Genomic DNA, 13,016 nt, shown 5'->3' with positions numbered 1-13,016 from the left:
GCCTCGTCGACGTTGATATCGCTGATGGTCATGTCACCGCATAGACGTGCCGAAGGATCAGGCACACTATGCCAAAAAAATCAGGTGGTTGGCGACATGCCATCCGCAGCCACCTGAATAGTTACAAGGTTTCATGGACTCCGGCAGGCTGAAGGCGGATTTTCACGGCGTCGGTAATCGGCGACGCATTGGACAGCGTGATTCACACTTTTCTACTAAATCGGTGCTATTCGTTCTCAATCACATATTCTAAGCTTAGTTAACTTGTCGAAATGCTGACGAACGCATTTCCAGTCGAGCAGAAAACAATCATTACCGTGCATGTCGTCAAGGAGGACACAATGCCGGGCTGTGCCAGACACGAGAACGTTTGCGGTCGCTGCGACGTACCGCTGGATTTCGAATTCACCATGGCATTTCAGCCACTGGTGAACATCGACGAGAGTCGAATCTATGGCTACGAAGCGCTGGTCAGGGGAAGCGGCGGGGAATCCGCCGGTTCGGTGCTGGCACGGGTCGACGACGCCAACCTCTACCGCTTCGATCAGGCTTGCCGGGTCAAGGCGATCGAAATGGCCCACGATCTGGGGGCCGAAGGGATGCTCTCGATCAACTTCCTGCCCAATGCCGTCTACGAACCGCAGGCATGCATTCAGGCCACGCTTGCCGCAGCCAGGCGGGTCGGCTGGCCGACGAGCCGGCTCTGTTTCGAAATCACCGAGTCCGAAAATGTCGGGGATCGGTGCCATCTGCAGAATATCGTGACCAGCTACCATGAAATGGGGATGAAGACGGCGCTGGATGATTTCGGCACCGGATATGCCAATCTCGATCTGCTGATCGACATCTCGCCGGATGTACTGAAAATCGATCGCCAACTGGTCAGCGATATTCAGACGGCTCCCCGCCAGCAAAGAATTCTGGAACACATCATTACCCTGGCACGTCAGCTGGACATCACGCTGATTGCCGAAGGTGTAGAAAAACTAGAAGAAGCTCGTTGGCTCTACCGCCACGGTATTGCCAGACAGCAGGGATACTGGTTTGCCAGACCGGCCGCAGGACAACTACCGACCTGCCCCGAATCGCGCTTCGCGCTGGTTCGTGGCGAACACTGACGACCGCGATACGACTGGCAACTCCATCCACCGTTCGAATCACGGTACCCTGGCTTATGGTTGCTTCGAAAAATCCGCTATCCCATCAGGCCGTCGAGGGCCCTTCCACGCCGGATGGGCTGGACACGTTGAATATCGCGGCACTGATCTACCGGCTCGATGCCGGCGTTCCCCTGCTGGTCGATGCCAACGAGACGGCGAAACGTCAGCTGCACCTGGGTGATGGCTTCCCCATGGCCGACCCGTGGCAATGGCTGGACGCTCGTCGCTATCCGGCGGCTGGCCGCGATCATCCGGCATTGCTGAATGTCTCGTCGGAAAACTCGAGTCAGTGGCAGTGCTTCCACATCCGCCAACGTGCGCAGCCGCTGCAAGCGCTGAAACTCAAGATTTCTCCGCTGGAAACACGAGCCGACGAAGGTGCCACGCGTCACGTGCTCATCGCCATCGGCGAGATTACCGCCATCGACGATACCCCGGGCCTACTGCCACAGGCGCAACCACATCTACGCCAGGTGCTCGGGAACTTGCCCATGGGCGTATGCATCATCGATGTGGAAGGTTATCTGCGGCTGGTCAATCACGCCTTCTGCGAGTTCTTCGGCTATGCGGAAAGCGAGCTGCTCAATGCTCACTTTCGGAAGCTCTTGCCCTCGCAGCATCATCAGGCTGCCGAGAAGCAACTCGCAGCCAGCTTCCTCAAGGCACTGGAACAACGCCGCGCCGTGGAAGTCCGGCTGCATGACGGATCATCGCGCACCGTCATCATCGAGGATACGATCAGCCACGACGAAGCGGGCCGCCCCCAGCGGATCGCCTTTCTCGTGGATATCACCGAGCGATGCGATATCGAACGCCGGCTGCAGGAAAAGAACCGTCGCCTCGAATATCTGGCAACGCGAGACGATCTGACCGGATTGCACAACCGTCGCTTCGGCCTGGAACTGCTCGAACAGACACTGGAGCGAAGCCAGCGTTACGGCGAAAAGGTCGCCATTGCCATGCTCGATCTGGATCACTTCAAGGAGATCAACGATCGCTACGGCCATGCCGTCGGCGACGAAGTGCTAACGGAATTCAGCCACTTCATGACCGGCGCGCTGCGTTCGGGCGATACCCTGGTTCGCTGGGGCGGAGAGGAGTTCCTGGTGATCTTGCCCGGGGTCGATCGTTTTTCGGCACAGACCACGATAGACCGCGTCCTGAAGCAACTTCGCCAACGCACCTTGAGCACACCGCGCCTCCGCGTAAGCTTCTCCGCCGGCGTGGGCGAATACCGCCAGCAGAGGCCAAAAGCGCTACTGGAGGAAGTCGACCATGCGCTTTACCAGGCGAAATCGGCCGGCCGAGGCTGTGTCTCGATCGCTCCCGTTTCCAGCTCCTGCCAGGAGCGCTGCCACGCTCGAATGTTCCCCTCGTTTCAGGGCTGACGACCGCCCCCGGGGCGGTCGCCACTGGCTGTCTTTCCGGAACGAGCGCTCGGACTTGGGTCGCTCCGAAGCGGTCTTTCGGGCAGATATTCATAAAATCGCCCGCACTGCGAGGAACAGGACCGTCGGTGCCAGCAGGATGCCGAGCCCGGTGTAGAACGTCGCGGTCATCGCACCGTAGGGCACCAGCCGCGCGTCGGTGGCCGCGAGACCCGCCGCGACGCCGCTGGTCGTTCCGATCAGGCCACCGAAGATCATCGCCGAGCGCGGGTTATCCAGCCCGATGAGCTTTGCGGTCATCGGTGTCGCGATCATGGTCAGGATCGATTTGACCAGGCCGGCGGCGATCGACAGCGCGATCACTTCCGAACTCGCGCCCAGCGTGGCCCCGGTCACCGGTCCGACGATATAGGTCACCGCGCCGGCCGCGATCGTGGTGATGTCGACCGGGTCGGTATAGCCGAAGCCGATCGCGACGACGGCCCCCGCCACGAACGACACCAGCACGCCGAGAAACAGGGCGATCACGCCACGCAGGCCTGCTTTCTTGACCTCCTGCAGACGCACGCCGTACGCAGTGGCGATGATCGCCAGATCCCGCAGCATGCCGCCCCCCATCAATCCCAGGCCGGAAAACAGCGTGACATCCGAAAGCCCCTTGCTGCCGCCGGTGGATGCCCCACCGACATAGGCGAGGATCAAGCCGATGATGATCGCGATTGCCGAGCCATGCAGACGGCCCGCGGTGAGATGGCGACTGAGCCAGTACGCCACGTACATGGTCAGGCCGATCACGGCAAAAGCGGCAATCAGGTGATACTTGTCGACCAGCGACACAATGGAATCGTTCATGCGAGCCTCCCCTTTCAGTGGCCGCTATGGGCTGTTGGCGTCGAGTCGAGCGGGCTCGCATCGTCGACCTTCCTGCCGGTCAGCACGGGAACCAGCGCCAGCCCCAGCACGACGGCCAGCACTCCGGCCAGGATCGCCACCATGCCGCCACTGAAGGCAGCCGCCACGTTCTGGCTGGCCGCCATGGCAACGACGATGGGAATGTACATCGCATTCCAGAAGTTGATGCCGCTCTCGGTCGTCTCCGGCAGCTTGCCGCGATCCTTGAGGTAGCCGGTCACGAAGATCAGCAGCAGCATGGCAATGCCCACACCGCCCAGATTGGCATCGATTCCCAGCAACTGGCCGAGTACGTCGCCGATGATTAGCCCGACCAGCATGCAGCCGGCCAGGAGTGCTACACCGTAGATCACCATCGTTGTCACCTCTTGGGGCACTGTTATAGAGAATGGTTATGATTGGCCCGGTTGTCGGAGCTTGGCGTGTATCGGGACCGCCACGCCCGGCGTGACGGCCGTGCCGCGTTACCCGCGCGGCGAGGGTGAAAAACCTCTCGCGATATTCATGGGTTTGCCGTTTCGGCACTCAGGTAGATATCGGCATAGCGTTCGCGCAGCGCGTTCTTCTGGACCTTGCCCATGACGTTGCGTGGCAGGCTATCGATGAAGAACACCCGCTTCGGCTGCTTGTAGCGCGCCACCTTGTCCTTCAGCGCCGCCAGCACGTCAGACTCGTCTAGCGATTCCCCCGGCTTCAATACCACCGCCGCGGTCACCCCCTCGCCCAGATCAGGATGGGCGACACCGATGACGGCCGACTCCACCACCTGAGGCAGCTCGTCGATCCACTGCTCGATCTCCTTGGGATAGACGTTGTAGCCGCCGGAGATCACCAGATCCTTGTCGCGGCCGACGATGTGCAGATAGCCGTCTTCGTCGATCAGCCCGAGATCGCCGGTAATGAAGAAGCCGTCGTCGCGAAACTCGGAGGCGGTCTTTTCCGGCATTCGCCAATAGCCCTGGAAAACGTTCGGCCCGCGAACTTCCACCAGACCGGTTTCCTCCGCCGGCAACGCCTTGCCGGTTTCGCGATCGGTAATGCGGACCTCGCTACCCGGCAGCGCGAAACCGACCGTGCCCGGCCGACGCTCGCCGTCGTAGGGGTTCGAGGTGTTCATATTGGTCTCGGTCATGCCGTAGCGTTCGAGAATGGCGTGGCCGGTACGTTCGCTGAATTCCCGATGGGTTTCCGCCAGCAGCGGCGCGGAGCCGGACACGAACAAGCGCATGTTCGCGGTGGTCTCCCTGTTCAGCCGCGGGCTGGCCAGCAGGCGGGTGTAGAACGTCGGCACCCCCATCAAGGCCGTTGCCCGTGGCATCAGATCCAGCAGTTGCTCGGCATCGAGCCTGGGCAGGAAGGTCATCGAAGCGCCGACGGTCAGGATGATGTTGCACGCCACGAACAGTCCGTGAGTGTGGAAGATCGGCAAGGCATGAAGCAGATGATCGTCGGCGCTGAAGCGCCAGGACTGCGCCAGCGCCTGGCTGTTGGCAGCGAGATTGCCGTGGCTCAGCATGGCACCCTTGGAGCGCCCGGTGGTGCCGGAGGTATACAGGATCGAGGCCAGATCGTTGGCTTCCAGCTCGGCGATGTGCGGATCTTCCTCGGCCTTGGCGACCCGTTCCATCAACGACCCGTCGGCTTCCGCGCCCAGGCTTTCGACGACCGATACCCCACAGCGCTGTGCCAACCGCCGTGCGGTGTCGATGTCGTCCGGGCGGCAGACATAGAATCGCGGCTCGGCGTCTGTCAGGAAGTATTCGACTTCCGCCTCCGTGTAGGCAGTATTGAGCGGCAGGTAGACCGCCCCCGTCTGCAGGCAGGCCAGATAGAGCATGATCGCCTGCGGGCTCTTGTCGACCTGCACCACGACGCGGTCGCCCGGCACCACGCCGCTTTCGCGGAGGGCCCGCGCCATGCGCCGCGAAGTGGAAAGCACGTCGCGATAGCGATACTGCTCGCCGCTCGGTGTATCAATCATCACCTTGTCCGGGCGGCGCTCGAAATTGCCCGAAAATTGCAGATACAGACTCTGGTTCATCCCACCTCTCCTGCTTTGTTAAACGGTCACGATCGATCAGGCATCGGTCCGAGAGCCATGACGGCAGCGCGAGCGCCCCTGCTTGGCATCGCGGCGGATCTCGCTGGTGCAGACCACCGTGCCCTCGCGGCTGAACGCTTCGTGGTTCTGCTCGATGCGGTCGAGCTCGTAGAGATAATTGACCATCAGGCCATGAGACTGGCGGCGACCGTTCTCGGAGGTATCGCCGGGCCAGTTGAGCCGGTGCAGGCTGGCGCCGTTGCCCAGATGAAAGCGGGCCACCGGATCCAGCGGCAGGCCGCTATCGCGCTTGACATCGATCAGGTAATGCGCCGCCAGCCCCCGCAGTTCGGCATTCAGCTTGTCGCGCAGTTTGGGCTCTTCCAGCCAGCGCCCCTCGTCGAGACCTTCGGCGATCTCGTCGGCGAGCTGGCAGCCACCGCTTTCGCGTTCCGCCGCCAGCCACTTGGCAAAGCCGGGGACCGGCGATAGCGTCACGAAGTTCTCGAGATTCGGCAGATTGCGCTTGAGTTCCTGCACGACCTGCTTGATCAGGAAGTTGCCGAACGAGATACCCCGCAGGCCGGCCTGGCAGTTGCTGATGCTATAGAAGGCGGCGGTATCGGCCTCCTCCGGACGCACCTCGTCGCCACCCTCCAGAATCGTCTGGATGCTGTCGGGAATACCCCGACACAACGCCACTTCGACGAAGATCAGCGGCTCGTCACCGGTGGCCGGGTGGAAGAAGGCATAGCAGTGGCGGTCCTCGGGGTCGAGGCGCCGACGCAGGTCCGACCAGTCGCCGATGGCATGAACGGCTTCATAGTGGATGATCTTCTCGAGTACCGCGGCCGGCGTGTTCCAGTCGATGCTCTCCAGCACCAGAAAGCCGCGGTTGAACCAGGACGCGAAGAGATGATCGAAATCCGCATCCAGCGGCACCAGCTCGGGGTTCGCCTTGAGGCAGCGCAACAGGTCCGCGCGCATCTTGACCAGTTCGTAGGTGCCGCCCGGGCACAGATTCAGCCGCCGCAGCAGGTGCTGACGACGAGGCTCGCAGGCCGCGAACAGCCGTTGCAGACTGGCGTTGTCCCCGTTGTCGCGATACGCCGCATAAGCCTCGTGAATGGCGTCGGGCTCGGCGGCGTAGCGTTCCCCCAGCAACTGGAAGAAGGCGAGCCGATCGCTCTCGCCGAGCGAGGCGTAGCGCTCCAGTGCCTCCTGGGCGATCAGAATCTGCGACGCCTCGCCGCCGGGCTGCATCAGCGTTTCGCATACCGATGTCAGCCGCGCCAGACTGCTCGGCGTTCCGCCATCTTCGCTACCGGCAAGATGCTGGCCCCGTGTCCGGCGGCCGATGCTGGAGAGAAGATCCTGCAGAAAATTCATGTTGACGTTCATGCCGGCCCTCTCGGGTCTGTGGCTGGAGCTCGGGCTGTCACCAGCGGCGGCAGCGACGAGCGTTCGGCAGAGCGAAGCGGTCTGGCAGAAAAACGTCGGCATGAATTCCGAAACCGACTGTTAACATACATGCCATCGCTCTGTTATATATAACAGTTATGCCCCGGCCAGCCCGGTGTCAACATAGGAGAAAGTCTAATATGGCTCGCATCCCGCATGCCCAGCGGCTTCGCGACCTGCTTGAGGATGCCATCGTCGAAGGCCATTACGCGCCTGGAGACAAACTGGACCCGGCGGCACTGGCGCAGGAGTACGACTGCTCGCGCACGCCGATCCGCGAGGCGCTGCAGCAGCTCGCCGCATCCGGCATGGTGCGCGTGCTGCCCAAGCGCGGGACATTCGTCGCCCAGTTGAGCGTGACCGAACTGGTCGAGCGTTTCGAAGTGATGGCGGAGCTGGAGGGGATGTGCGCACGTCTGGCGGCGCGGCGCATGACACCGGAAGAACTGGCGGCGCTGCATCGCGCCCAGGCGGCTTGCCGCGAATGCATGGCTGCCGGCGATGCCGACGGTTACTACTACGAAAACGGGACCTTTCATCACCTGATCTACCAGGCAAGCCATAATGACTTCCTGGCGCAGGAAGCCTCGCGCCTGCACGCCATTCTGAAGCCCTATCGCCGCCTGCAGCTGCATGCCCGCCGCCGTCTCGCCAGCAGTTTCGACGAGCACGAAGCGATCATGGCGGCGCTGGAGCGCGGCGACGCCGACGCTGCCGAAGCGGCGATCAAGGCTCACATCCAGATTCAGGGGGAACGGTTCAACGACCTGGTGGCATCGATGCAGCGATTGCAGCGTCGGCGCCGCGAAGAGCGATCGACGCCAGAAGGTTCGTCTTGAGATCGGCAGCCTTCGAGAACGAGGCTCACCGGATAACCACGATCGCGGCGATCAGTGGAACAGCAAGGTAACGACCAGCGCCACGCCGCCGACGAGCAGCGCCGTGACCACGGATACGCTGACCAGCAAATTGAGCCACCGGTCGACAGGCGCTTCGGCAGGCACCAGCGAACGCCGAGTCGCGCCTTGGCGTAGCTGGTGTCGGCCTGGTTGGTGTCGGCCTGGTTGGTGGCGGCCTAGCTGGCTGGTGGGCTTCATGGCCGGGCGCATGGGCAAGTTCCGCAAGTCATATGATTATGTTAACGGCGGCACGCCTCTTGAATTGAGCTTCAAATTAGGTCTTTTCGCCGATCTTCGCCACTTTCCCCGCGCCCACTCGCCCCTTGCCCCTCGCCCCTCGCCCCTCGCCCCTCGCCCCTCGACTTGATGCCGGCAGAACGATGCCACCAACGAAAACGGCCCCGATCCTGGCGGACCGGGGCCGTCGCGATATCACGCCCGACTATCGCGGATTGATGCGACGGTTCTTGATGTCCGGCGCGCGGCGGTAACGGTCTTCCTCCGCCAGCTCTTCGGCTTCGAATGCATCGGCGCCTACCGGCGTATCGCTATGGCGACGATAGAGAGCGGTCAGCATCGCCTTGCGGTCGGCGCGCAGCTCTTTCAGAGTCACGAATATCATGCCGTAGAGAATGAACGTGAATGGCAACGCCGCCAGCACCGATGCCGACTGCAACCCTTTCAGCCCGTTCTCGCCACCGGCAGAAAGCAGCGTGAGGCAGATCGCCGCGATCAGTACCCCCCAGATGATCCGCTTCATCAGCGGCGGATTGAGCGAGCCATTATCGGTCATCTGCGAGACGATGTAGGTCGCGGAATCCGCCGATGTCACCAGGAAGATGAAGATCAGGCAGAGCGCGACGATCGACAGCACGTTCGAGAACGGCATCAGATCGAACATCTGGAACAGCGCCGAGGTGATGTTGTCGGCCGTCGCCTGGGCGAGACCCGCATCGCTGTTCATTTCCATCTGGATGGCGGCGCCACCGAACACACCGATCCACAGGCAGGCCAGCAGCGGCGGCACGACGAGCACGCCGAAGACATATTGCTTGATGGTGCGCCCGCGCGAGATACGCGCCACGAAGGTGCCCACGAACGGTGACCAGGCGATGACCCAGGCCCAGTAGAAAATCGTCCAGTTGGACGCCCACTGGCTGTCATCGAAGGGAGACATTCGCAGGCTCATGCCGATGAAGTTCTGCAAGTAGTCGCCGATGCCCAGCGTGATGGTCTCGAGAATCGCGATGGTCGGTCCCGTGAACAGGATGTAGAACATCAGCGCGAAACAGATGATCAGATTGAGGTTGGACAGGTTCTTGATGCCCTTGTCCAGCCCCGACGTCGCCGAGATCATGTAGCAGATGAACATCGCTCCCATGATGATGAACTGCCACATCATGTTTTCAGGCACATCGAACACGAAATGCAGGCCGCCGTTGATCTGCAGCACGGCCAGCCCGATGGAGGTCGCCACGCCCATCACCGTCGCGACGACGGCGAAGATATCGAGGATCGGTCCGAGACGACGCAACTTCGGACGCTTGGCGGTGACCGACGACAGCACGTTGGAAACCATGCCCGCCTGGTTCTTGCGAAACTGATAGTAGGCGATGATCAGACCGACGACCGAGAAAGCCGCCCACTGATGAATGCCCCAGTTGAAAAAGGCGTACTGAATGGCATAGCGCGCCGACTCGGCGGATTCCGGCGCCACGTCGCCGTAGGGCGGCGTCATGTAATGGGTCATCGGTTCCGCCATGCCGTAGAACACCAGGCCGACACCGAACCCTGCCGCCAACAGCATGCTCACCCAGGAAAAGAAGCCATAGGTCGGCTTGCTATCCTGCGGTCCCAGGCGAATCTTTCCGTACTTGCTGAACGCCAGGCCGACCAGAAAAATCACGAATCCGAACACGGATAGCAGATAAAACCATCCAAAGTAGTGCGTGGTCGCACCCAATGCAGCGTTGGCAATATTCCCAAATCCAGTCGGGAAAATGGCGCCAACGGCTACGATCGCCGCGATCACCACCGCCGAGACGATGAATACGCCTTGTTTACCAAGCTTGGGCATGTCGTCCCCTTTTGATTGTGCTGATTTCCTTTGACATCACCAGTGTAGACGACGCCTTCTGCCTCTGCGGAGGCTACTGCAAGCTGTCTCGAGTCACGCTTCGAGGAACTCCAACATATCATGTCAGGGTGGCCCCGGCGTAAGTCCCCTTTGGGCTAGCTTCCTGGTCTACCTTTCAGCGTATTCGCCGGAGGATTATTCGATGATGGGTTATCGGCTCCAGTCCCGGCAGCGAGACGGCGCACGCCAGTCGCCGTCAGCCAATCCTGTCCCCTGCTGACATCGCCCAAAAGCGCTCTCTCGGGAAGATCGCGTCCGAGTGCCAAACAAAATCGATATCACATATCGGTTGCATTCACCTCGGACGCCCTCATGATGAGGATCATGAGGGCGCTAACGAGCGCCCGCCCATTTCTCCGACGAGAACGCTCATGTCACGACTTGCCGATATTCCTCTCTCGGTGCTGGATCTGGCACCGATCACGCGCGACGGCACACCGGCGGAGACTTTCCGCCACAGCGTCGACCTGGCCCAGCAGACCGAACGGCTGGGTTACAACCGCTACTGGCTGGCCGAGCACCACAACATCGACGGGATCGCCAGTGCGGCGACCAGCGTGCTGATCGGCCATATCGCGGGGGCCACCTCGACCATGCGCATCGGCAGCGGCGGGATCATGCTGCCCAACCACCCGCCGCTGGCGATCGCCGAGCAGTTCGGCACGCTGGCCACGCTCTACCCGGATCGCATCGACCTCGGCCTCGGCCGTGCGCCGGGCTCCGACGGCATCACCATGCAGGCGATGCGTCGCGACCCCCGCGCCGGCGTCAACGATTTCCCCGATCGCCTCGATGAGCTGCGCCGCTACCTGGGCGACAGCGTGCCCGGCCAGCGGGTGCGGGCGATTCCGGGTGAAGGCACCCATGTGCCCATCTGGCTGCTCGGTTCCAGCGGCTACAGCGCCCAGCTCGCCGCCAGGCTCGGGCTCCCCTTCGCCTTTGCCGGCCAGTTCGCGCCGGGTTACATGATCGAAGCGCTGCATCTCTATCGCGAAGGCTTCCAGCCCGGCGTGCTCGACAAGCCCCACGCGATGATCGGCATTCCGCTGGTCGCGGCCGAGAGCGACGAGCGCGCGCGCTTCCTGGCTACCACGCAGCAGCAGAAGTTCCTCAACCTGATTCGCGGCAAGAGCACGCGCACCCAGCCGCCGGTGGAAAGACTCGACTGGTCGCCGCAGGAGCAGGCCATGGTCGCGCAGAATCTCGGCGCCGCCGTCATCGGTGGCCCGGAGCGCGTTCGCCAGCAACTGGACGAATTGCTCGAACGCACCGGCGCCGATGAGATCATGGTCAATACCGACTGCTACGATCACGCTGATCGGGTGAAATCCTACGAGATTCTGGCCGACGTGTGGAAGAAGGCGTAACCCCTCCGATCGACAGAAGACGCCTCGGGTAGATTTCGACCTCAAAGCCTGTCGACTGCCACCCGATGACGCCTTTCCCGGACGGCGCTGGGCAATCGAGTGTCGAACCGGGTCTTGCGTCATGGACGACGCAAGAGGCGCGTTGGGCAGGATGCCCTTTCGCGTCGACCCGAGTTCGTCACTCGAGCGACCAGGGTTTCGCCGACCGGCGGCGTCAAAAAGAGGGGGAGCGGCGAGGGGGCGAGCGTTAAGCCCCCTCGTCAATCAACGGTGAGGATCGCTGATTCACGATCAGTGATGCCCTCTTCACTCAAGAATCAGCCAGGTCCGGTCCACCACCAAGTCCGGTCCACCAATAAAAAACACCCGGCACATGGCCGGGTGTTTCTGCATCGAGCTTGAAAGGAAAGACTTAGCCGAGACGCTTGGCCAGCAGCCCTTCCAGCTTCTTCTGGTCGGCGGCGAAGGTGCGAATGCCTTCGGCCAGCTTTTCGGTCGCCATGGCGTCCTCGTTGTGCTCCCAACGGAACTGCGCTTCACCGATCGGGTCGAGACGCTCGCTGCCGCTACCGGTATCGGTCACCTTGCGGGTCACTTCCCCTTCCGCCGAGGAGAGTTCCTCAAGCAGCGCCGGCGAGATGGTCAGGCGGTTGCAGCCTGCCAGTGCCAGGATCTGGTCGGTATTGCGGAAGCTGGCGCCCATGACCACGGTGTCGTACCCGTAGCGGCTGGCGTAGTCGCAAACGCCGCGAACGAACTTGACGCCCGGGTCTTCGTCCGGCGCGTAGGATTCGGTGCCGGTCGCCTTCTTGTACCAGTCGGTGACGCGGCCGACGAACGGCGAGATCAGATAGACGCCGGCTTCGAAGCAGGCACGGGCCTGAGCATCGGAGAACAGCAGCGTCAGGTTGCAGTTGATGCCTTCCTTCTCCAGCTTCTCGGCGGCGCGGATGCCTTCCCAGGTCGAGGCCAGCTTGATCAGTACGCGATCCTTGGAGACGCCGCGCTTCTCGTAGAGATCGATCAGGTGATGAGCCTTGTCGATGCTCGCCTGCTCGTCGAACGAGAGCTTGGCGGCCACTTCGGTGGATACCCGGCCGGGCACCAGCTTGGTGATCTCGGTGCCGATGGCGACCGACAGGCGATCGACCGCCTCTTCGATGCGGGCATCGGGGTCGGAAATTTCCGACTTGACCGCGCTCAGGGTCTCTTTGATCAGATCCTGATAACCCTCGAGATCGAACGCCTTGAGAATCAGAGACGGGTTGGTAGTCGCATCGTGGGGCTGATAACGGCGAATGGCATCCAGATCGCCCGTATCGGCAACCACCATGGAAAGTTGCTTGAGAGAGTCGAGTTGCTGTGTCATGAGTCGCTCCATCGTCGTGGCGTGTGATTGCATCCCGTCGCAATCCTGATCCTGAAAGCATAACACCGATGCCCGGCTCTCGCCGGGGACCTTGCCGAGTTTCGGGCCATTCCTCATCGGCGGCATCCGATCCACCGTCACCGGACCGGGAATCGCGATCTGCAAAGAGTCAGGTCATCGAGGCATCATGGATTCTTTCGGAAAAGAACGTCGTGCCATGACTCATCGATGAGGAGGCGATGCCTTGATTTCAAGGCCCGACAGCCGCCACCGACTGCCGGA

Annotated in this window: 11 protein-coding genes; 4 read left to right on the top strand and 7 right to left on the bottom strand. The window is 61.8% G+C overall.

Annotation, left to right across the window (positions count from 1 at the left end; genetic code table 11):
* Positions 1-341: 341 nt before the first annotated feature.
* Together R3F72_RS06215 and R3F72_RS06210 are read left to right on the top strand one after the other, a co-directional pair.
* Positions 342-1,118 (top strand): EAL domain-containing protein, encoded by a 777-nt coding sequence (locus R3F72_RS06215; protein ID WP_303854581.1) that lies wholly within the window; start codon positions 342-344, stop codon positions 1,116-1,118.
* Positions 1,119-1,174: 56 nt separating this feature from the next.
* Positions 1,175-2,548, top strand: coding sequence for a GGDEF domain-containing protein (locus R3F72_RS06210; RefSeq protein ID WP_303854580.1), 1,374 nt, complete (start codon positions 1,175-1,177; stop codon positions 2,546-2,548).
* A gap of 90 nt (positions 2,549-2,638) precedes the next feature.
* On the opposite strand, the gene madM is transcribed toward R3F72_RS06210, so the two are convergent.
* From madM to R3F72_RS06190, 4 genes are all read right to left on the bottom strand, one after another.
* The gene (gene madM, locus R3F72_RS06205) at positions 2,639-3,400 is read right to left on the bottom strand and encodes a malonate transporter subunit MadM (protein WP_303854579.1); all 762 of its coding nucleotides are present in this window, start codon (positions 3,398-3,400) and stop codon (positions 2,639-2,641) included.
* 14 nt (positions 3,401-3,414) lie between these two features.
* Positions 3,415-3,816 (bottom strand): malonate transporter subunit MadL, encoded by a 402-nt coding sequence (madL, locus tag R3F72_RS06200; protein ID WP_087718453.1) that lies wholly within the window; start codon positions 3,814-3,816, stop codon positions 3,415-3,417.
* Between the two features lie 146 nt (positions 3,817-3,962).
* Positions 3,963-5,501, bottom strand: a complete 1,539-nt coding sequence (locus R3F72_RS06195; RefSeq protein ID WP_303854578.1) for a malonate--CoA ligase — start codon at positions 5,499-5,501, stop codon at positions 3,963-3,965.
* Between the two features lie 36 nt (positions 5,502-5,537).
* A complete protein-coding gene (locus tag R3F72_RS06190; RefSeq protein WP_332779196.1) occupies positions 5,538-6,902 on the bottom strand; it encodes a malonyl-CoA decarboxylase in 1,365 nt (454 codons plus the stop codon).
* A gap of 200 nt (positions 6,903-7,102) precedes the next feature.
* On the opposite strand from R3F72_RS06190, the gene R3F72_RS06185 reads away from it, so the two are divergent.
* Positions 7,103-7,801 carry a GntR family transcriptional regulator gene (locus R3F72_RS06185; RefSeq protein WP_071230000.1) on the top strand — a complete coding sequence of 233 codons (699 nt, stop codon included), beginning with the start codon at positions 7,103-7,105 and terminating at the stop codon, positions 7,799-7,801.
* A gap of 51 nt (positions 7,802-7,852) precedes the next feature.
* Here the strand turns inward: R3F72_RS06185 and R3F72_RS06180 are convergent, their stop codons facing one another.
* A complete protein-coding gene (locus R3F72_RS06180) occupies positions 7,853-8,071 on the bottom strand; it encodes a hypothetical protein (RefSeq protein ID WP_332779195.1) in 219 nt (72 codons plus the stop codon).
* Positions 8,072-8,303: 232 nt separating this feature from the next.
* Complete coding sequence (locus tag R3F72_RS06175) at positions 8,304-9,938, bottom strand: BCCT family transporter (protein WP_332779194.1); 1,635 nt, start codon at positions 9,936-9,938, stop codon at positions 8,304-8,306.
* Between the two features lie 431 nt (positions 9,939-10,369).
* Between R3F72_RS06175 and R3F72_RS06170 the strand changes: the two genes are divergently transcribed.
* Positions 10,370-11,365, top strand: coding sequence for an LLM class flavin-dependent oxidoreductase (locus R3F72_RS06170; protein ID WP_071229785.1), 996 nt, complete (start codon positions 10,370-10,372; stop codon positions 11,363-11,365).
* 412 nt (positions 11,366-11,777) lie between these two features.
* On the opposite strand, the gene tal is transcribed toward R3F72_RS06170, so the two are convergent.
* Positions 11,778-12,734: a transaldolase gene (tal, locus tag R3F72_RS06165; RefSeq protein WP_087718447.1), complete on the bottom strand. Its 957-nt coding sequence runs from the start codon at positions 12,732-12,734 to the stop codon at positions 11,778-11,780.
* Positions 12,735-13,016: the final 282 nt, after the last annotated feature.

It is taken from the genome of Salinicola sp. 4072 (assembly GCF_036663415.1).
GTDB lineage: Bacteria > Pseudomonadota > Gammaproteobacteria > Pseudomonadales > Halomonadaceae > Salinicola > Salinicola salarius_A.
The sequence above is the reverse complement of the archived record's forward strand: the minus strand, read 5'-3'. Positions and strand labels throughout refer to the sequence as shown.